Genomic DNA, 19,234 nt, shown 5'->3' with positions numbered 1-19,234 from the left:
GACCTTTCCCGGGTGCCGGCCGGCCCGCGCGCCGCGACCGTCCCGGGCGACCTCGGGGCGGACGTGATCAAGGTTCGCCGCGCTGTGCACGGCCATCGACCTGGAACACCTGCCGAGCGGCCCCCGGTTCGCCGCCCACAGCTGCGGGTGGGTGTGGATGTGAGGGAACGGGCGACCCATCGAACCGGCACCGCGCGCGCCCGTCCCGCCCCTCGCAGGAGGGGCGGGACGGGCGCGCGTTGCGCAGGATGTGTCAGACCGCGCCCGGTGTGGCCCAGTCGGTGGTGGGGGCGATCGCGTAGGTCGCGATCAGGGCGCGGATGAAGTCCTTGTCGTTCATGGGGTCCGAGGGTTCGGCGACCTCGACTCGCCGGGCTCGCAGGTCCGCCAGGAGGCGTTCGAAGACGATGTCGTGGGTGAGGTCGTCGGTGTGGTCCATGTTCTTTCTCAGTTCGTCGCGGTCCGCGTAGACCTCGGCGTTCCAGTGGACGAGCAGGCGCATCTCCTCGGGCCGGTAGCGGCGGATCGCCTCGCCGTCGGTGGTGATCGCCCAGTCGTCACGGGAGGCGTCCCAGCCCAGCAGCGAGCGGTTCTTCAGGCCGGGTGTGTCGCGCTCGTCGGGGCGGCCCACCGGGTCGCCGCGGTGGAACATCGCCTCGTTCTGCACGACCACACCCTTGTTCCACAGGGGGTGGTCCAGGCGCTTGGGCTCGCCGTGCGGCCCGTCGGGCCAGTAGGTGAAGGTGCCGTTCTCGCCGAGGTACCACCATGTGATGACCTGGGCCATCTTCACCAGGTGGTCGGTGAACAGGCCGGAGCGGCCCATGACGTTCATCAGCCACGTGGGGGAGTTCTCGTAGCGGATGCCGCGGAAGGTGACCGCGTCCAGGTGCGAGGTGAGTGCGCTGTGGTGCGGGCCGCAGAGGTTGAACAGCATCATCGTGGGGCGGGCGTACTCGCCGCCCCAGTACGCCTTCGCCAGGTCCAGGAAACGGGAGTTGTAGAAGCAGTCCTCCAACTCGGGGTACAGCACTGTGGAGTTCTGGGCGAAGAACCCGCGGAAGTGGGCGCTGACGATGTCGTCGAGCGTGAGGTCGAGGACCTGGTCGTTGTCCGGGCCGCTGGAGGTGGCGACCAGTTCCTCGATCGAGTCGAAGGTCTGGGCGACGATCGTCCGCCACGGGCCGTGCTGCTTGAGGACGTCGAGGATCCGACCGTGCTGGTCATCGGTGTACACACCCTCCAGAACCCTGGGTGGTGCCACCGGTCGCAGGATGTCGTTCAGTTGTGTCAGGGTCCGGCTCATCGTGTGGTTTCCCTTCCGGGCGGCCGACGCTCGGTGGCCGCCTGTGAATACTTACTCCGTACACAAATTCCGACCCGCGTAACGCCGGCCCCTCCTCGGGCGGAGCGAATCGCCCGACTCGACGCGTGAGGCCGGCCCGGAGAGATCAGTCCCGGAGGGGGAGGATCGCGGACGCGGGCAGGACCTCGACCCGCAGGTTCGGGTCGACGGGTTCGTTCAGCTCGGGGTACTTGCGCACCCCGGAGCGGCGCATGGCCTTGGTGGACTGTTCCGGGTTCTTGTCGAACTCGGGGATGACCTTGTCGCCGAAGAGTTCGATCATCTCGAGGTTCTCCTCGTGCGTCATGCCGCCGTTGAGGCCGAAGACCAACTGGTCGCAGCCCACGGTCCGATAGGCCTCGACCTGCTCGCAGACCTCCTCGGGGGTACCGCAGAGCAGAAAGCCGCCGGCGATGAGCTGGTCGAGCAGTTCCTCGCCGCCGAGTCGCCGCAGGTCCACCGGCGGGGCCGGCCAGGTGATGGCGTCGGGGGACTTGGGCATCGTGTCGTGGTAGAGGTTCACCAGCGTCACCAGGTAGCCGCCGCCCTGGGACATGGCGATCTCGCGGGCGCGTCCCCGGTCGGACAGGCAGACGACACCGTTGGTCATCATCACGTTGTTGTTCTGGTAGTCGCCGATGATCTCGACCGGGTTCTCGGCGGCTTCCTTGTAGGCCTCGATGCGGCCCTTGAGGTTGTGGATCGGTTCGAAGTTGAACGCGATCGCGCCGATGCCCATCGACCCGGCCTTGGCGAAGGTGGCCGGGTTGCCGCAGGCGACCCAGATCGGCGGGTGCGAGTGGCCGTACGGCTTGGGGTGGATCGAGCGCTTGCCCGGTACCGTGAAGGACTCCCCGTCGTGGCCGTAGTCGAACTGCTCCCACATGCGGACGATTTCGCGGACGACCTCGTCCCACTCGGCCTTGGTGGAGTCCTTGTCCAGGATGTCGAACGAGGCCATCTCGTGGCTGCCGGCGCCGCGGCCGGTGCCCCACTCGAAGCGGCCCTCGGTGATGTGGTCCATCATCGCGGCGCGCTCGGCGTAGCGGACCGGGTGCTCCTTGCGTGGCGAGAGTGAATTGATGCCGGTGCCCAGGTGGATGCGCTCGGTCTTGGCGGCCACGTAGCCGATGACGACCTCGGGTGCCGACATGTGGCTGTACTCGGTCAGAGCATGGTGCTCGCCGAACCAGGCGTACTTCCAGTTGTGCTTGTCGGCCTCGATCGCGAGGGCCATCTCCCGTTTGAGTACGAGGTGTTCGGACGCCCGGTCGTGCGCGGCCGGGCCCGGGGTGAAACCGTTCAGGAAGATGCCGAACTCCACGAGGAGCCTCCTTGAGGACGAACGAGTGAGCGCGACCCGCGCCGGGTGGTCGCAGCGGACGACCCCGCCGAACCGTGGCCGGACCCCGATGGTGTGCGGCCCCGCCGCAGGTGAACGCGTCCGCCGGGGACAGGGATTCCGGGGATTCCGGGGTTTTCGAGACTCCGGGAGCAGCCCGTCGGGAGCGGTGGTTCCGGCACAGTAGGACGACGAGAAGACGAGGTCAACGGGATCGACCGTGTGACTCAAGTCATGCAGGTGAAGCCGTCGGTTTCCAGGATATCAATTTTGCGTTGCTGTTACGCGAAAGTTTGCCATCCTTCGGTGCGACTGGCCACCCCGGATCGTTCGAGATCGGCCCGGAAGGCGTGGAGCGCCGCCCGGTACTCTTTCCTGTACAGGAATAGGTCGAGTCGGATGTGCTGCCGGTGTTCGCCGGGGAACGGGCAGGTATGAGCACGAACATCGAGGACAGGTCGTGGCGTGGACCCAAGGCGTCGCAACGTCTGGCGCAGGTTTTGGCGCGGCCGATCCTCACCGGCGCCCTCCGTGAGGGCGACCGCCTGCCCAACGAGCAGGAGATGATGCTGCGCTATGAGGCCGGCCGCCCGACCGTGCGCGAGGCGCTGCGACTTCTGGAGACCCGCGGCCTGATCACGCTCAAGAGCGGTCCGGGTGGGGGGCCGATCGTACGACACCCGCGCAAGGAGAGCCTGGGGGAGTCGCTCAGTCTCCTGCTCCAGATCGAGGGCGCCTCCTTCGGCGACGTCGCGGACGCCCGTCGCGCGTTGGAGCCGATGCTCGCCCGGCGGGCGGCGGAGCGGATCACCCCGGAGCAGGTGGTCGAACTCGACGAGACGGTACGCCTGCTGCGGGAGAACCCCGGGGACCAGCAGGTGTTCGCCGCCCAGAACCAGCGATTCCACGCCGTGGTCGCGGAGGCGGCGCGCAGTGTCGTGCTGGACGTGTTCGCCAGTTCGCTCAAGGCGCTGGCGGACGGCGTGCGGGTGGGCGTGACCTATTCGGCACGCAAACAGGCCGCCGTCGCGACAGCCCACGAGGTCATTGTGGCGGCCCTGCGGACGGGCGATCCGGACGCCGCGGAAACGGCGATGCGCGAACACCTCGAGGAAGCCGAGCGGTATTGGCGTCGCCGATACCCGGACCTGATGGGCCGCCCGGTCGAGTGGACGTATTGAGGTCTCGCGGCTCGGGCCCCGGCCGCCCCCGAGGTGCCGGGGCCTGCCGCCGTCACAGTTGGAGCGACTGCAGTTCGTAGTACTCCGCCAACCCCGCGCGGCCGAACTCGCGGCCGCGTCCCGAGGACTTCACGCCGCCGAACGGGGCGGCGGTATGGAAGCGTCCGCCGTTGATGTCGACCTGCCCGGTGCGCAGCCGAAGGGCCACGGCGGCGGCGCTCTCCCGGTCCGGGCCCCACACCGCGCCGGAGAGGCCGTATCGGGTGCCGTTGGCGATCCGGATGCCTTCGTCGACGTCGTCGTAGGGCGTGATGGCCAGGACGGGTCCGAAGACCTCCTCCTGCCCGAGTTCCGACTCCGGCGCGACGTCGGCGAACACGGTGGGGCGCACGAAGAACCCGCGATCGAGGCCGTCCGGGGCGTGCGCGCCGCCGAGGGTGAGTCGGGCGCCGTCGGCGGCGGCGCGCTCGATGAATCCCCGGACGCGGTCGCGCTGGGCGGCCGAGACCAGTGGTCCCTGCTTGGTGGCCGGGTCGGTGGGATCGCCGAGGGTGAAGCGGGCGGCGGTCGCGGTGGCCGCCTCCACCGCCTCGGCGTAGAGCGAACGGTGCACCACCAGGCGGGTCAGCGCGAGGCAGGTCTGGCCGGAGTTGAGGAGGCAACTGTTCACGGTCGCCCGCGCGGCCGCGACCGCGTCGGCGCCCGGCAGCACCAACGAGGCGGACTTGCCGCCGAGTTCGAGCTGCACGCGCTTGAGCCCGGCCGCGGCGTGCACGGCCAGGCCGGCCGCCGTGGAGCCGGTGAAGGAGACCATGTCCACCTCGGGATGACGTACCAGCGCGTCACCGATTTCGAGGCCGAGGCCGGACACGAGATTGAACACCCCGGGCGGGAATCCGGCCGCGTCCACCGCCTCGGCGAGCAGGTGCGGGACCAGCGGGGCGACCTCGCTCGGCTTGAGGACCACGGGCGAGCCGCTCAGCAGCGCGGGCACGACCTTGGCCACGATCTGGAGCAGCGGATAGTTCCAGGGGGTGACGGCCACGACCACGCCGACCGGCCGGCGGTGCACCAGCGAGTTCGCGACCTCCTGGGGTTCCTCGATGCCCTCCGCCGCGGCGAGGAAGTCGGCCACGGCGCCGATCGGCAGAATCGTCTGCAACGGACGGGCCATGCGTACCGGGGTGCCGACGTCGCGCACGGCCGCCGAGGTCAGCTCGTCGGCGCGGGCGGTGAGCGTGTCCCGGAGCCTGCGCACGAGGGCGATGCGCTCGGACTGTGGGGTCGCCGCCCAGGTGTCCGCCGCGCGGCGGGCGGCCAGTACGGCGGCGTCCGCGTCCCGGGCGGTGCCTCGCGGGACGTGGTCGTAGACCTGTTCGGTGGTCGGGTCGATCACGGGGACGGTGAGCGGGGACGCGGAGTCGCGGAAGCGTCCGTCGAGGTAGATGGTCGGCGGCACGAAAGTCCTCCCGATGGTGGGGGCGGCCGGGCGGGGTGGTGGCCCTTGACGATTTCCCGGGTCAATGATCTATTCCATGTACATAGATAGCACGTCGAGCATCGAGAGGCGGATCACCCCAATGTTCGAAGGACGCATCGCCCGGTTCGACGCACCCGAGCAGCCGTTCGCGATCCAGGAGGTCTCGCTCGCCGGTCGCGGGATCCTCCCCGGCGAGATCCTGATCCGGGTCACCCGTGCCAACGTCTGCGGCAGCGACCTGCACGCCTGGCACGGCAACTTCGACACCCGCGGCCTCGGCGGCAAACTCCCCACCGTCCTCGGGCACGAGATGGTCGGACGCGTCGCCGCCCTCGGCGAGGGCACCGGCCGCGACACCGACGGCAAACCCCTGGAACCGGGGACGCGCGTCGTCTTCCCGTACTTCTTCAGCTGCCACGTCTGCCGGTACTGCGTCTCCGGACGCAGCGCCGGATGCACCCGGCTGCGCATGGCCATGCTCACCAGTGCCGCCGAACCGCCCTACTACGTCGGCGCGTTCGGCGACTACTTCGTCCTGCCGCCCGGCGCGCTGCTGTACACGGTGCCGGACACGCTCTCCGACGAGGTCGTCTCCGGCGCCAACTGCGCGCTGTCGCAGGTGATGTACAGCCTCGACCGGGCACAACTGGGCTTCGGCGAGACCGTCGTCGTCCAGGGCGCCGGCGGCCTGGGCCTGTACGCCACCGCCCTGGCCAAGGCCCGCGGCGCCCGCACCGTGATCGTTCTCGACGCCGTCGCCGAACGTCTCGAACTCGCCCGCGAGATGGGCGCCGACGCCACCGTCGACATCACCGCCCAGACCGACGCGCGATCCCGGATCAAGAAGATCCAGGCGCTCACCGACGGCGGCGCCGACGTCGTGGTCGAACTCGTCGGATCACCGGCCGTCGTCGACGAGGGCATCCGCATGCTCGGCCGCTTCGGCCGCTACCTCAGCGTCGGCAACATCAGCGCGAAGCGTACCTACGAGGCCGACCCGTCCCGACTGACGATGACCAACAAGAGCGTCATCGGCGTCTCCCTGTACGAACCCTCCGCGCTGGGCAAGAGCCTGGCCTTCCTCGAAGCCGTGTGCGACCGCTTGCCCAAGCGGTTCACCGAAAGCACCGTCTTCCCCCTGGACGCCATCAACGAAGCGTTCCGGGCCGCCGACCACCGCGACGTCGTCCGTGCCGCGATCGTGCCCTGAACGCCGCCCACCGCCGCAACCCGTGCAACCGAAGCAACCGAACCCGCGAACCCATCCCGAACCCGAGGACTCGATGAGCAGCCCCACCGAACTCGACTACTCCCTCGCCGACCACATCGCCACCATCACCCTCGACCGCCCGCACCACAAGAACGCCTTCACCCTGGAGATGGTGGACGCCTGGGCCGAGGCCCTGCGCAGGGCCGAGGCCGACCCCGATGTGCGGGTGGTCATCGTCACCGGCGCCGGCAACACCTTCTGTTCGGGGGTGGACCTGGACGCCTTCGCCGAGCGCGAGCGCACCCCCCTGGCGGAGAAGCAACTCATGTCCCGCATCCACCAGGTGGCCTTCGCCGCGGAGGCGCTGACCAAGCCCTATCTCGCGGTCGTGGCCGGCGCGGCCGTCGGCGCGGGGATGGACATGGCGCTGATGGCCGACATCCGGATCGCGGGCGAATCGGCCCGCTTCTGCGAGGGCTACGTCCGCGTCGGCCTCGTACCCGGCGACGGCGGCTGCTGGTACCTGCCCCGCATCGTCGGCACCGCCACCGCCCTGCGCCTGCTGTGGACCGCCGACTTCGTCGAAGCCCCGGAAGCGCTCGCCCTCGGCCTGGTCAGCGCCGTCCACCCCGACGACCAACTCCAGGACGCGGCCCGCCGGTTCGCCCTCAAACTCGCCGCCCGCCCGCCGTTGGCCGTGCAACTGATCAAGCGCGCCGTACGCGAGGGCGAACGCCAGGACCTGCGCACCGCGCTGGACCTGATCTCCTCCCACCAGGCCGTGATGACCTCCACGGCCGACTCCCGCGAGGCGATGGACGCCTTCCGCGGCCGCCGCCCCGGCGACTACACGGGGAAGTGAGATGACCACGACACGCGAACGCGAGACGACCGCCGCGGCGAACGGCCACCCCGCGACCGGCACCGCCGTCGCGGACCTGCGCCGGCAGGTCCGCGAGCTCACCACCCGATGGCGCGTCCAGGGCCGCTACACCCCACGCAGCGACAACTGGATGCGCGGCTTCGACCCCGACTTCAGCCGCGAACTCGCCCGCCGCGACCTGCTCGGCCTCGCCTGGCCCACCGAGTACGGCGCGGGCCTCGGCCAGGTCGCCCGGCTCGCGGTCACCGAGGAACTCCTGCGCGCCGGCGCGCCGGTGGCCGCGCACTGGATCGGCGAACGCCAAATCGGCCCCGCCGTCCTGCGTTACGGCAGCCCGGAGCTGCGCGCCGAGATCCTGCCGCTCATCGCCTGCGCCGAGGCGGTCTTCTGCCTGGGCATGAGCGAACCCGACGCCGGATCCGACCTCGCCGCCGTCCGTACCACGGCCGAGGCGGTGCCCGGTGGATGGACGGTCAACGGCCGCAAGATGTGGACCACCGGCGCCCATCACGCCACCCACATCTACCTGCTCGCTCGCACCGCGCGTACCGAACGCAAGCATCACGGCCTCACCGAGTTCGTCGTCGACATGGACACCCCCGGCATCGAGGTCACCCCCATCGTCGACCTCGCGGGCGAGCACCACTTCAACGAGATCACCTTCTCCGACGTGCACGTACCCGCCCGCCGCCTGCTCGGGACCGTCGGCGAGGGCTGGCGCCAGGTCGTGGAGCAACTGTCGTTCGAACGCGGCGGCCCCGAACGTGTCCTGTCGACGTATCCGCTGCTGGCCCGGTGCGTGGAGGCCCTCGCGGGCGACCCCCCGCACGCGCGTGACCTGCGCATCGACCTCGGGAGGCTCACCGCGCGCCTGGCCACGTCGCGTCGGCTCGCCCTCCAGGTCGCCCGGCTGGTGGACGAGGGCCGGGCGCCGACGGTCGAGGCCGCCACGCTCAAGTACCTCGGCAACGCCTTCGAGAACGACGTGGTCGACTTCGCGCGCCGTGTGTGCCGGCGCATCCCGGACCCGGCCTTGCGGGCAGCGTTCGACCAGGCGCTGCTCGCCTCGCCGGGTTTCACCATCCGAGGGGGCGCCGCCGACGTGCTGCTGTCCCTGATCGCCAGGCAGGAGACCCGCACGTGAAAGACATCCACGCCGAATCGCGCGACCTCGTCGACGACATCACCGCCGCGCCCGGCGACCCCGACCGGCTGTGGGACACCGTCGTCGGTCTGGGCCTGCACACCATCGGCATCCCCGAGGGCGACGGCGGTTCCGGCGGCGACCTCGCCGACCTGGCCACCGTGGTATGCCGGTTCGCCCACCGGGCGGCATCCGTACCGGTCGCCGAACACGCCGTAGCCGCCTGGACGTTGACCTGCGCCGGCAGGCCGCTGCCCGCGGGCGGACCCCTCGTGGTCGTCTTCGACGGCGTTCCCGGGGCGGGCGGGCCGTACCCGGCCGTGCCCTGGGGCCGCCGCGCGGCCGGCCTGGTCGTGGTCGGCCCGGACGACGTGGTCCGGTACGCGGATCTCGCCGGGCGGCGGGTCGCGGTGGGGGAGGGAGCCAACCTGGCCGGGGAACCGCGCGACGCCGTCGACCTGGGTGACATCCCCCTCGCCGACCTCGCCGGGGCACCCGACGCGGACGCGATCCGGGCCCGGATCGCAACGCTGCGAGCCGCGGCCCTGGCAGGAGCGTGCGCGGGAGCCTACGAACTGACGCGCTCATACGTGAAGCAACGCCGGCAGTTCGGGCGTCCCCTCATCGACATCCCCGCCGTCGCCGCCTCGCTCGCGACCATGAAGGTCACCGGGCTCCAGGTGAACGCCGCCGTCGACCGCGCCGTGGACCTGCACGCCGGCACCGCGAGCCCGGAAACCCTGCTCGCCGCCGCGGCGGTCGCCCGCGTCGTCGCCGCGGAGGCCGCCGACACCGTCGCCAGGCTCGCCCACCAACTCCACGGGGCGATGGGCGTCACCCGCGAGTACGGCCTGCACCCCCTCACCACCCGGCTGTGGGCCTGGCGCGACGAGTACGGCGACGAGGATTCCTGGGCCCGGCTCCTGGGCGCCCACGCGGCCGGCGGCGGTGAACTCGACCTGTGGGAACGACTCACCGGATGAACACCCCACGCGGCCGCCCCCTCCTCCTCGCCGCGCCGCGCCCGGGCACGCTGCGCCCGGCCGGCACCGAGGCCGACGGCGCCATGATCGCCTGGCTTTTCGTCGAGGACGTCAAGAACGTCGCCCCGTAGGTGCACGAGAGTGGTCCGGGCAAAGAGGTCGTCGCGCGCGTCTTCGTTTCCCCTTCGACGACGCCGACCTCGCGCGTGTGAACTCTCGCCGCATGATCCGTCCTACTTCGACGCCCCCGGCTACGCCGCGTTCCATCGGTGGCTCGGCCGCGCCGAGACACTCGAACCCATGTGGCGGGCGTGAACCGCGGGCGACCGCCACGGCGCCCTCGCACGCCTCGTCGTCGCCTCCCACTCCGTCGGCCGCCACCACACGGCACCGCCCCGCCGACGCACGCCGAGAACCCGCCGGACACCGATCGCGTCGTCCACCGGCGGGCGCGACCTCCGGTGGACCGGGGCGTCGCTCGCCGGCCGCCTGAACCGCCGGTCGGGGAGGCGCCTCGGCCGCCGCCCCATCCGTGCGTGTCGTCAGGCTACCTCGGCGAGCGCACATTGAGTAACGCCTACGCAAATTCGATGCATCGAATGACGTCGTGGGATTCGTGTACTGGACTATCGCAATTGTTGGGTCCACACTCTAGGCGCGATCCCGGGTGCCGATGATCCGGAACAGTCGATTCCGGCCCGGTTGCCCGAATATGCGCCGCTGCGCGCGCTGCCGGCGATGCGACATCCCATGACGGCCCGGCAGCAGCCGTGTTCTCTTTCGACGAGAGGAAGCTCGTGTTCAGGAGACGCACCGGAGTCACCCCCCGGACTCCCGCCCCAGGCTCCCGCAACCGCGCAAGGTTCTGGGCCGCCGTGACCGTCACCACCGCGCTCGTCGCCGGTTGCGGATCCAGCGGCGAGGAGAACCGGGCGGCCGACGGCCCGCCGCGATCCGGCGGCAGCATCGTCATGGACACCCTCCAGGACGCGGCGACCCTCGACCCGTTCACGGCGCTCAAATCCGCGGTGGCCGACTCGCCGCGCCTGGACGCCCTCTACGACGGTCTCGTGTACATCGACGCCAAGAGCGGCGCGATGCGACCGCAGCTGGCCGAGTCCGTCGCCATGACGCCGGGCAATCCGTCCGAATGGACGGTCAAGGTACGTCCCGGGGTCACCTTCACCGACGGCTCCGCCTTCGACGCGGAGGCGGTGAAGTTCAGCTGGCAGACCCAGGCGGATCCCGCCGTTCGGTCCTATCGCATGCTCGCGGCGTCGGGATTGACACTGACCGTGGCCGACCCGCTCACCCTCACGGTGACACTGCCCGCGCCCAACACGGCCTTCGACCGGGTGATCGCCCAGGACCTCAACTGGATCGTCTCGCCGACCGCGTACCGCGCGGACCCGAAGGGTTTCGGCGCCGATCCCGTCGGCGCCGGCCCGTTCAAGCTCCAGAAATGGGTTCGCGGCAGCCGGATGACGATGGTCAAGAACCCGACGTACTGGGGCGGGCCCGCCCGCCCGCACCTGGACCGCATCACCTTCGACGTGGTCGCGGAGGAGAGCCAACAACTCGTCAACGTCGCATCCGGCCAGGCACAACTGTTGAACTCGTCCAACGGCGCGAACATCGAACGGGCGCGGAACGAGAAGCTCGACGTCGACGAAGTTGTTTCGGGTGGCGGGCAGTTCGTCACGTTCAACACGACTCGCCCGCCGTTCGACGACCCACGAGCGCGTCGTGCCGTCGCTCTCGCACTCGACCCGGCCGACATGGCGAAGACCCTGCGCAACGGATACGTGCCGGCGCTCGGGCTCTCGCCGGCTCAGAGCCCGTTCGTCTCCCCCGGCGCGGACCAGCCACGACCCGACAAGGCTGAGGCACAGCGCCTGTTCGACCAACTCGCGGACGAGGGCAAACCGATGAACTTCGGGTATCTCGTCCCCCAGGCCCGCAGCTCGATGCAGGTCGCGGAATACTTCCAAAGCCGACTCAACCAGTTCCGCGGCGTCCGGATGACCATCGAGAGCCTGGACTACTCCGCCTACGCCACGCGGTACGGCATCCAACGCGACTTCCAGGCGACCCTGTCCCAGCAATGGTGGGCGCACCCGGAACCCAACCTCCACAACCTCGTGCACTCCCAGAGCCCCCAGAACTACGCCGGCCTACGCAGTCCCGAGATCGACGCGGCGTTGACCCGAGCGCGGACCAGCCAGGACGAGGATGTGCGCCGACAGGCGTACACCGAGGTCCAACACATCCTCTCGCGCGAACTCCCCTACTGGGTCTATGCGCAGGCCACCGTCGCGGTGATCGCGCAATCGAGGGTCACGGGCGTGGTCCAGGTCAACGACGGCACCTATCTGCCCGGTGAACTCGCCCTGACCGGCTGATAAGCCGACGCGATCGCCACGGCCGACCACACCACGCCTCGCCGGCGGTGGGCCGCACCCCGCTTTCCGCGGCGACATCCTCACGACGTTCTCACGGCGACACGACCCCGGAAACAAGGAGAGGGACAACCATGCACGACCGCCTCGCAGTCCACGAACTCATGCATCGCTGGTGGTACGCCTACGACGAGGGACAGTTCGACACCTGGCCGCAGATGTTCACACAGGACGCGTGGTTCACCTCTCGTACCGACACCGGCAAGCATCCCTACGAAGCCTTCATCGCCTCCGACAACCGCGGGCGCGACAAGGTGTTGGCCTGGCAGAAGGAACACCGCCTCGCCAGCCCGTATCCGCTGCGCCACAACGGCACCAACATCCACGTCGACGGCGAGACGGGCCAGGACGTCTCGGTCACCTCGTACATCCACGTCACGCAGACGGTCGGAGGACTGCCTTCGGCGGTGGCGAGCGGCATCGTGCGGGCCGTGGTTCGTCGAGAAGGCGGTGCCTACCGATTCGCCGTCGTACACGTCGTCCTCGACACGGTCGACTCCGTTTCCTTCGCCGAGCGTTCGGTCGATTCCTGATTTCGCAGGACCCTGTTGCGAGACCGACGGACGGTGTGAGTCGCTGATCCGCCGTCACGTCTCGCGGCCGGGCCGGCGCCGGCGGTTCGCCCAGCCATCGGCGCAGCACGTCCCGGCCCGTGTCGGTGATGCGCGGGACGGAGTGGCGACGCGGTTCCGTGGCGACCGGCTCCTCGACCCGTGGCCGCGTCCCCTGCGCTCCGCCGACCGAAGCCGAACCGACACGCAGCCGCCCAGCCGGTCCCAGGGCGCGCCCACACAGCCTCGAGATCCTCTCGTTGTGCTTCATGGGCAACCGGTCTCCACTCCTGCCCCTTCCCAAGGCAAGCAGGTGTCTTCACCTCCTTGCCGCGACCCGGTCCCACCCGGCCATTCCACACCTTCGGAGGAACGCATGATGGGAACTCCCTTGCACCGCCGCGACTTCGTCCGCATCACGGCCGCCTCCGGCGCGGCGGCCGTCGGTATCGCCGCGGCCCCCGGAGCTCAGGCCGCCGAGGCCGATGAGCCCGTGGCGGTAGGCGCTGCGCAGGGGTCGTCGTTCCTGCACGGCGTCGCGTCCGGTGACCCTCTGCCCGACGGGATCGTCATCTGGACCCGCGTCACCCCCGACCCCGACTGCCACCCGGGTTCGCGGCGTGGCCCGGCCTGCCTCGTGTTCTGGGAGGTCGCCCTCGATCGCGGCTTTCGGCACCCGGTGCGCGCCGGTCGGACCCGCACCGGCCCCGACCGCGACCACACCGTCCACGTCGACGTGCGCGGCCTGCGCCCCGGCACCACCTACCACTTCCGCTTCCGAACCGCCCACGACAGCTCGCCGGTCGGGCGCACCAGGACCGCGCCGGCCGCCCGGCAACACGTCGCGGGCCTGCGCTTCGGTATCGCGTCGTGCGTCAGCTACGCCAACGGCCACTTCGCCGGCTACCGGCACCTCGCAGGGCGCGGCGATCTCGACGCGGTGATCCACCTCGGGGACTACATCTACGAGTTCGCGACCAAGCCGGGGAACGTCCGCACCATGGAACCACCCACCGCGTGCCGCACGCTGGCCGACTACCGCGCCCGGCACGGTCGGTACCGCACCGACCCCGACCTGCAGGCGATGCACGCCGCAGCACCGATCATCGCCACATGGGACGACCACGATGTATGCAGCGGGTGGTGGTCCGGGGGCGCGGACGAGCACGATCCGGCCTCCGACGGGAGTTGGGCGGGCCGCGTCGCGGCGGCGAAACAGGCGTACTTCGAATGGCTGCCGGTACGCCGGGCGGTGCCCGGTTCCACGCAGCGTCGCCTGTCCTTCGGCACCCTCGCCGACCTGACCATGCTCGACCTGCGCAGCTTCCGCTCCCGGCAGGTCGCGTCGACCGACACCGCCGGCCTCGACGACCGAGCGCGCACCCTCACCGGCCGCGACCAGATGGGCTGGCTCAAGGACGGCCTCGCGCGCGGCACGGCCACCTGGAATCTGATCGCCAGCTCCGTCATGGCCGCGCCGTGGTGGCTGCCCAGCGGACGTCCGGAGGCGCCCGTGACCGTCAACCCCGACCAGTGGGACGGCTACCGGGCCGAACAGAGCGAGTTGTTCACCCACCTGCGCAACCACGACAAACGCAACACCGTCTTCCTGACCGGCGACCTGCACTCCTCGTGGGCCGGCGAGGTCCCGGCGCCCGGCGGAGAGGCGCCGCTCGCATCGCAGTTCGTGATGACGTCGGTTACCTCGACGCCCTTCGGCACGCTTTACCCCGGCGGGGTGGGCGCGCAGATCGTCGCCGCGATCCTTCAGCTGAACCCGCACCTGCAATGGGGCGATGCCGAAGCCAACGGCTGCGGCGTGCTGGACGTGACCGCCGCGCGCGTGCAGATGGACTGGTACAAGATCGCCGACCGCGCCGATCCGGACAGCGCGGTCACCCACCTGAAGTCGTTCGCCGTCGACGGAGCGACGAAGAGGATGGCGCCCGCGACCACGCCGGTCTGACGGTGCACCGCCCGGGGACCCCCGCACCCGCGGGGGACTCCCCGGCATGGAGCGGATCGTGGTGGGGCCTCAGCGACCACCACGCGAACTGCCACCCTTCGAACCACCGGACGAACCGCTCGACGACCCACCCTTGGAACCGCTCGACGAACCACGCGACGAAACCCCGCTGACTCCGCCGCCCGTTCCCGACGAACCACCGGACAAGGAGCCGGACGTGGAACCTCCGGTCGAAGTCGAACCCGACGTGCCGCGGGAGGTATATCCCGGTGGCAGAGGCCGCAGCGGCATCGGGGTCGACGTGGACTCAGGACTTGGTGCCGTTGCCCGGCGCTTCGCCACGACGGCGGGCTTGGCTTGGGGCGATGCCGTAGGCGCGGCGGAATGCGCGACTGAAGTCGGCGGAGCCGCGGAATCCCCAGCGGGCGGCGATCTCCCCGATGGTCCGGCCGGCGAGCGAGGGATCGGCCAGCTCCTCGCGGCAGTGTTCCAGGCGTCTGCGGCGGATGGTGGAGGCGACGGTCTCGGGCTCGTCGTGGAACAACGCATGCAGAGTCCGCAGCGAGATGTGCTGGGACGCCGCGATCGCCGCCGGCCGGAGCTCCGGGTTCGCGAGGTGCTGGTCGATGAACGTGCTGATGCGGGTGCGTAGGACGGCGGCCCGGGTGTCCGCGGGCAGGTCGCGTAATCGGCCGAGGCGGGCCGCGAGGACCGTTGTGGCGAGAGCCACGGCGATGTCGTCGAGCCCGGCCAACTCGGCGGAGCCGCAGGAGCGGGCCGCGGACGGCAGGTCGGACAGAAAGGTGCCGAGCAGGGCGGCCGACCCGGCCAGGCCGGGCAGCCGTTCGCCCAACAGTTCGTCCGCGCGCCCGGCGGTTAACGGCAGGGCGGTACGGCTCAGCCGGAGCAGCGTCAACTCGACCTGACCGCCGGCTCCACGGAAATCGCAAACCAAGGGATGGGACGTCGAGAACAGCGTCATGTCCCCGCGGCCGAGGCAGGCCACCCGGCGTTGCTGCTCCAGCCGGAGCGCGCCGCCGCGCACGACGACGATGTAGTAGGCCTCGGTGTCGTGCCGGCGTATCTGCAGCGGGGAGCGCCGGGCGGTCATCGAGGAAAACGAGAAGGCGGCCACCTGGCTCCGAGGGAGTTCCACGGTTTCCGCGTGACCGCGGAACGCCGCCGCGTTCCGGCAGCGGATGCTCACTGGCATGACGGCCTGATACACCATGTCGCTCCACCAGGCGAGGCGTTCCTCGGCAGGGATGGGGGCGGTGCTGATCCACGAGACCGGGCCCGCTGCATGGGGAGTGGACTCCGCGGATGCGTCGACGACAGACATGCGCAGATCCTGCCCCACGCGGCCCGAGGAGTGGAGGCACTCCGCGAGGTGTCCTCGCGAGCAAGCCGACGAACGCGGCCGCGATCCGCTCCACCGCGCCGCGCCGCGCCGCGCCGGCGCCGGCACCGACGCCGACGTCGCCCCGAGACACCGTCTGTCGGACGGGGGCGGATGAACGTCGGCGGTGCCGGCCCTGATGCCATCGTCACCGGCCGTGCGCCGCCGCGCCGCCACAAACGGGACCGCCTACCTGCACGCCCGCCCCACCACGCGCCGCCGCGCCCAACCGGCGACCGCCGAAAGCGACCCCGCACAGCCGCGTCCCCGGTAGACCAGGCACCAGGCGCCGCCGCTTCGGATGCCGTCACCGGTTCGGGTGAACCACGGTGCGGCACCGTGGATTTGCCCGCGCGGACGCCGGTACCACTGGCACACCGGCATCCATGAAACCTGGTGGCGGCCCGTGCGCTTACGCACGCGTCCGCCGGTCCTCGCCGCCGTCCCGAAAGGCGCGTTCGGTTGACCGGCGTCACGCGAGGTCAGCAGCTGCCTGCCCGAACCTGCCCGGTCTGGGCACTCCAGCCGTATATGGTGGCGCAGGGACCATTCTTGGGGATGCGCACTGGGCCCGCGTAGTAGCGGAAGTCACCTTCGTCCTGCGGACTGAGCGCTCCGTCCCGACGCTGGATCTGCACCGCCGTCCAGAAGTACGTCCCGTACGCGTCATCCATGTGAACAGCAACGCCGCACCAGTTGGCACCTTCGTCGTACAACTGGAGTTCGAGGGGCGGCGTACGGTTGGTGTACGCGTAACCCGAGCACCCATAAGCGGCGGCGGCACTGCCTGTGGATACCACCGTCGTGCCGCCGGCCAGGGCGACCGTCGAAACTGCGGCGCAAAGCGCCTTCCTCATGCGCATGACCACCCCCGTGGTTCAGAGGAGTTCGCTCAGCGAACTCCCGGCGGATTCGCTGCATCGATCCGCCTGGGAGATCAGGCGATCCGATCGGCGGTGATCCAGGCCGCCATCAGTGATGGCCCCTCGATGGGGATGCGATCGACGGTTTCACTGTGCGGCAGACAGGCCGGTCAGGTCTTTGGCAATCGGCGCGGGGATTTTGTGCATCCCGTGCAGGGCGGGCGCGCACGGAGTGCGAACGCGGCGCCCGTCGACCGGTGGCCGCCGCAACCGCATTACCCCCGGCCCCGGCATCGCGCGTCCCGGGCGGGCGCCGGGGACCGGCGTGCGCTGGATGCACGACGGTCGTGCACCGTGTGCTAACGACGCGCGTGCCCGGCCGGTCGCACAGTGGTGCCGCAGACCGATGGAACACGTCGATGCGAAAGGCAGGGACGGACGGGAGTGCACCGCGCACGCGACGTCCACGCCGGCCGAGGGCGGAGGCGGCCCGAACCCACGGCACGCCCGGCGCGCCGCACGAAACACCGACGACGGCGGACCCGGAACCGGATCGGTCCGGGTACGCCACGCCGCCACCAGCATTTCGGCACCGCGGCGGCCGCTTCGGATCGACGGATCCGGAGCGACTGCGCGTGCCGCCATTTCGTTCCGCGTCCCTCTCGACAGAGGAGCCGAGACCAGCATGACTTCCCTCCGTTCCACCCTCGGTGCCGCGTTGGCCACCGCCGCGGTGATCGTCGGCCTTGCCGTCGGCCCCGCGCAGGCGGCTCCCGACGGCGCCCAGGACCGGGTCCGCGCGAGTGCATCGGCCACACATACCTACAACCCGAACGCCCCGCTGGGCAGCCCGGACAATCCCGAGATCCTCGATGGGCAGGACAAGGCGGTGCTCGACCCTCAGCAACTCAAGGCCCTGCAGGACAGCAAGCGGGCCCGCGTGGCGCAGGCCAAGAGCGGCACCGTCCAGCTCGCCGGCCCCTGCATCATCGGCGCGTACTGGTCGAGCTGCAACTCCATCAAGAACTTCGGCCAGTTGAACATCGCCACCGAACTCGGCTCCGGCCACCACGAGTACATCCGCCAGCAGGGCTGGCTGTACGGCAGCGGCTACTGGCAGACCTACATGGACCGGTCCACGAACGGCGGGGCCAGTTGGGATCCCGTCAAGTACAGCGTGGTGCTCAACAGCTCCGGTTGGGGCGGCGAGCAGTACGACGGACCGGGCGTCCTCTTCCGCGGATGCCTGTGGAACATGAGCACGAACTACGTCGCCTGCACCGGCTGGCACTGAGCAACGCCAAAGCCGACAATCACGGCCCGAATGAGTACGGCCGCGCGACTGCGGAACCCACAGCGGTCGCGCGTCGTCGGCGCAAGTCGGCGGCAGCCCGACCCGCACCTCACGATTCGATCGTCCGTCATGGTCCATCGGTTTCCCGATGGGCCATGACCCTGTCTGCCGCCGACAGGCATCGGACGCCGGGGCACCGCCGTGTCCAGTCCGGCCCGGCTGTTGGTCGTTGTTGCGTCCTTTCGAGGGTGCGGTCGGGCAATTTCTGCCAGGCTGGTGTGTCCTGTCGGGTGGGGGCGTGCGTGGGGGTTGTGCGGGCGTCGGTGGTGGGGATCGGGCACTTCGCGGCAAATAAAGAGGTTTTGGCCTGTCCACTGCAACGCAGGTCAGCGGCGGGGTAGCACGCCCAGGAGGGTTGCGGTCAGGGCCAGTTTCAAGTAGTCCTTCAGCTCCATGTGGAAGCGGGCCAGGTCGGGCTCGGCCTGGTAGGCCGCCTGCAGGCTGGGTGGGGGTGTGCCGTACGCCGACAGCGCGCCGGCCATGACCATGGTTTGCAGGCTGAACAGTGTCGCGTTCTCGCCCAGTTCCGGCAGGTACTTCCGGATCAGGGTGGTCATGGTTGTCAGGCGGTCCAGGGAGGAGCGCTTGTAGCGTGCTACGACCTCGACGGAGACGTTGTGTTCCAGGACGCTGCCCTGTGCGCCGAAGAGGTCGCACAGCACCACTCGGCCGGAGAGTGAGCGGCTGAGGATCTCGGCCACCGCCGACGCTCGCTCGGCCATGGGTAGATTTTCGTCGACGCCGGCGGCCAACTCGCCTGCCAGTTCCGTCAGCCACTCCTGCAGGAAGTGGTCCAGCAGTTCCAGCAGCACCGCCTCGCGAGACTCGAAGTAGCGCAGCACGTTCGGCTTCGCCAGGCCTACCCGGCGGCTGAGCTCGTTCAGGGTGACCGCGGCCACGGGCATCTCGTCGAGCATCGCCGACGCCGTGTCGAGGATCGCCCGTCGGCGGATCTCCCGCTGCTCTTCGGTTCGCGCCCGCTGGAAAGTCACGATCGCCAGCCTAACTTAGGTACCTGCGGTACGTTGACAACGTACCGAAAGTACTTTAACGTCGTCGACACAAGATACCTTC

Annotated in this window: 17 protein-coding genes; 11 read left to right on the top strand and 6 right to left on the bottom strand. The window is 70.2% G+C overall.

Annotated elements, in window-relative coordinates:
* Nucleotides 1–12: 12 nt before the first annotated feature.
* Nucleotides 13–324, top strand: coding sequence for a hypothetical protein (locus tag OG948_RS38535; protein WP_406300533.1), 312 nt, complete (start codon nt 13–15; stop codon nt 322–324).
* Here OG948_RS38535 and OG948_RS38530 read toward each other — a convergent pair.
* Both OG948_RS38530 and OG948_RS38525 read right to left on the bottom strand, forming a co-directional pair.
* On the bottom strand, nt 254–1,306 hold the full coding sequence (locus OG948_RS38530; protein WP_331769628.1) for a hypothetical protein: 1,053 nt from the start codon (nt 1,304–1,306) through the stop codon (nt 254–256). The genes OG948_RS38535 and OG948_RS38530 overlap by 71 nt on opposite strands.
* 145 nt (nt 1,307–1,451) lie before the next feature.
* Nucleotides 1,452–2,669 (bottom strand): LLM class flavin-dependent oxidoreductase, encoded by a 1,218-nt coding sequence (locus OG948_RS38525; protein ID WP_331769627.1) that lies wholly within the window; start codon nt 2,667–2,669, stop codon nt 1,452–1,454.
* A gap of 452 nt (nt 2,670–3,121) precedes the next feature.
* Here OG948_RS38525 and OG948_RS38520 point away from each other — a divergent pair, with 452 nt between their 5' ends.
* Nucleotides 3,122–3,868: an FCD domain-containing protein gene (locus tag OG948_RS38520; protein WP_331769626.1), complete on the top strand. Its 747-nt coding sequence runs from the start codon at nt 3,122–3,124 to the stop codon at nt 3,866–3,868.
* Between the two features lie 52 nt (nt 3,869–3,920).
* Here OG948_RS38520 and OG948_RS38515 read toward each other — a convergent pair whose 3' ends face one another.
* Nucleotides 3,921–5,327 carry an aldehyde dehydrogenase family protein gene (locus OG948_RS38515; protein ID WP_331769625.1) on the bottom strand — a complete coding sequence of 469 codons (1,407 nt, stop codon included), beginning with the start codon at nt 5,325–5,327 and terminating at the stop codon, nt 3,921–3,923.
* Between the two features lie 121 nt (nt 5,328–5,448).
* Between OG948_RS38515 and OG948_RS38510 the strand changes: the two genes are divergently transcribed.
* The 8 genes from OG948_RS38510 to OG948_RS38475 all read left to right on the top strand — a co-directional run bounded on the left by OG948_RS38510 (nt 5,449) and on the right by OG948_RS38475 (nt 14,544).
* Nucleotides 5,449–6,558, top strand: a complete 1,110-nt coding sequence (locus tag OG948_RS38510; protein WP_331769624.1) for a zinc-binding dehydrogenase — start codon at nt 5,449–5,451, stop codon at nt 6,556–6,558.
* Between the two features lie 73 nt (nt 6,559–6,631).
* The gene (locus OG948_RS38505; RefSeq protein ID WP_331769623.1) at nt 6,632–7,420 is read left to right on the top strand and encodes an enoyl-CoA hydratase-related protein; all 789 of its coding nucleotides are present in this window, start codon (nt 6,632–6,634) and stop codon (nt 7,418–7,420) included.
* Nucleotide 7,421: 1 nt separating this feature from the next.
* Nucleotides 7,422–8,585 carry an acyl-CoA dehydrogenase family protein gene (locus OG948_RS38500; RefSeq protein WP_331769622.1) on the top strand — a complete coding sequence of 388 codons (1,164 nt, stop codon included), beginning with the start codon at nt 7,422–7,424 and terminating at the stop codon, nt 8,583–8,585.
* Nucleotides 8,582–9,568: an acyl-CoA dehydrogenase family protein gene (locus OG948_RS38495; protein ID WP_331769621.1), complete on the top strand. Its 987-nt coding sequence runs from the start codon at nt 8,582–8,584 to the stop codon at nt 9,566–9,568. The genes OG948_RS38500 and OG948_RS38495 overlap by 4 nt, the downstream gene beginning before the upstream one ends.
* Nucleotides 9,565–9,699, top strand: a complete 135-nt coding sequence (locus tag OG948_RS38490) for a hypothetical protein (protein ID WP_331769620.1) — start codon at nt 9,565–9,567, stop codon at nt 9,697–9,699. The genes OG948_RS38495 and OG948_RS38490 overlap by 4 nt, the downstream gene beginning before the upstream one ends.
* A 744-nt stretch (nt 9,700–10,443) precedes the next feature.
* A complete protein-coding gene (locus OG948_RS38485) occupies nt 10,444–11,970 on the top strand; it encodes an ABC transporter substrate-binding protein (RefSeq protein ID WP_331769619.1) in 1,527 nt (508 codons plus the stop codon).
* Between the two features lie 131 nt (nt 11,971–12,101).
* Complete coding sequence (locus OG948_RS38480; protein WP_331769618.1) at nt 12,102–12,560, top strand: nuclear transport factor 2 family protein; 459 nt, start codon at nt 12,102–12,104, stop codon at nt 12,558–12,560.
* A 397-nt stretch (nt 12,561–12,957) separates the two neighbouring features.
* Nucleotides 12,958–14,544, top strand: coding sequence for an alkaline phosphatase D family protein (locus OG948_RS38475; protein WP_331769617.1), 1,587 nt, complete (start codon nt 12,958–12,960; stop codon nt 14,542–14,544).
* 307 nt (nt 14,545–14,851) lie between these two features.
* Here the strand turns inward: OG948_RS38475 and OG948_RS38470 are convergent, their stop codons facing one another.
* Together OG948_RS38470 and OG948_RS38465 are read right to left on the bottom strand one after the other, a co-directional pair.
* The gene (locus tag OG948_RS38470) at nt 14,852–15,886 is read right to left on the bottom strand and encodes a helix-turn-helix domain-containing protein (protein WP_331769616.1); all 1,035 of its coding nucleotides are present in this window, start codon (nt 15,884–15,886) and stop codon (nt 14,852–14,854) included.
* Between the two features lie 539 nt (nt 15,887–16,425).
* Nucleotides 16,426–16,806, bottom strand: a complete 381-nt coding sequence (locus OG948_RS38465) for a hypothetical protein (protein ID WP_331769615.1) — start codon at nt 16,804–16,806, stop codon at nt 16,426–16,428.
* 685 nt (nt 16,807–17,491) lie between these two features.
* On the opposite strand from OG948_RS38465, the gene OG948_RS38460 reads away from it, so the two are divergent.
* The gene (locus OG948_RS38460; RefSeq protein ID WP_331769614.1) at nt 17,492–18,100 is read left to right on the top strand and encodes a hypothetical protein; all 609 of its coding nucleotides are present in this window, start codon (nt 17,492–17,494) and stop codon (nt 18,098–18,100) included.
* A 386-nt stretch (nt 18,101–18,486) separates the two neighbouring features.
* On the opposite strand, the gene OG948_RS38455 is transcribed toward OG948_RS38460, so the two are convergent.
* Nucleotides 18,487–19,152 carry a TetR/AcrR family transcriptional regulator gene (locus tag OG948_RS38455; RefSeq protein WP_331769613.1) on the bottom strand — a complete coding sequence of 222 codons (666 nt, stop codon included), beginning with the start codon at nt 19,150–19,152 and terminating at the stop codon, nt 18,487–18,489.
* Nucleotides 19,153–19,234: the final 82 nt, after the last annotated feature.

Origin of the sequence: Embleya sp. NBC_00888 (genome assembly GCF_045207655.1) — a bacterium.
Classification (GTDB): Bacteria; Actinomycetota; Actinomycetes; order Streptomycetales; family Streptomycetaceae; genus Embleya.
The sequence above is the reverse complement of the archived record's forward strand: the minus strand, read 5'-3'. Positions and strand labels throughout refer to the sequence as shown.